This is a genomic window from Haloarcula mannanilytica (assembly GCF_005406125.1).
Taxonomy (GTDB): Archaea; Halobacteriota; Halobacteria; order Halobacteriales; family Haloarculaceae; genus Haloarcula; species Haloarcula mannanilytica.
In genome coordinates, this window is the sequence record NZ_BIXZ01000032.1 from 1 (window position 1) to 938 (window position 938).

The 938-nt window shown below is 57.5% G+C and carries 1 protein-coding gene; it reads left to right on the forward strand.

All coding sequences use genetic code 11. The annotated features are described in order from the left end of the window. Nucleotides 1–78 precede the first annotated feature (78 nt). Nucleotides 79–906 carry an IS5 family transposase gene (locus Harman_RS21190; RefSeq protein WP_137685643.1) on the forward strand — a complete coding sequence of 276 codons (828 nt, stop codon included), beginning with the start codon at nucleotides 79–81 and terminating at the stop codon, nucleotides 904–906. The last annotated feature ends 32 nt before the right edge of the window (nucleotides 907–938 follow it).

Sequence of the window (938 nt, forward strand, 5' to 3'; positions counted from 1 at the left end):
GGCTCTGGTGAATCGCTGGACAGCGTCGGTTTCGACCGTCAGAACTAGGAAGTTGAAGCGGGAAACCGCCGATGGTCTATGTCGAAGATTTCCCGCTTCACGAGCAAAGCGGTCCAGTTAGCTAAAAATGCTGTTGGTGACCGAGGCGAAGTCGCCGCCCCCGAAGGGGGTGGCGGCTTCGCCGAGTATGCGGTGGTGTCGCTGCACTGTCTGCGGGTTTACCTGGAAAAATCCTACCGAGAAGCACTTGATTTGCTGAGCGAGATGCCACATATTCTTGGGGAGATCGGCCTCAACGCGGCCGATCTCCCCGATCACTCCACGCTAATCAAGTGGTTTGACAGAATCAAGACCGCACTCTGGCGAGTGCTGCTGCGCCTGTCGGTGCAGCTGCACGGGCCATCTGGTCACGCCGCCATCGATGCGACGTTTTTCGACCGCGAAAACGCTAGCAAACACTACTGTCGTCGGACGAATTACCGGGTTCAGACGCTCAAGACGACAGCTCTCGTCGACACAGAAAGCCAAGCCATTCTGGACGTTCACTGTACGACCAAGAAACGCCACGACACACAGCTCGGCTGGCAGGTCGCCCGACGCAACGCGGGCGACCTCGCCAGCCTCGCTGCCGACAAAGGCTACGATTGGATGGATTTACGCGACAAACTCCGCGAAGAAGGCGTGAGACCATTGATCAAACATCGTGAGTTCCGGCCCATCGATCACGCGCACAACGCGCGGATCGATGGGCCTCGATACCGCCAACGAGCGATGTGTGAAACTGTCTTCTCGACAATCAAGCGCACGCTCGGCGACGCCGTGCGTGCGCGAACCTGGTACGGTGAATTTCGTGAGCTAGTCCTGATGTGTGCGGTTCACAACATCAAGCAATCTCTGAAACCGTGAAATCAAGCTACGTCTGGTGATTCACCACGGCC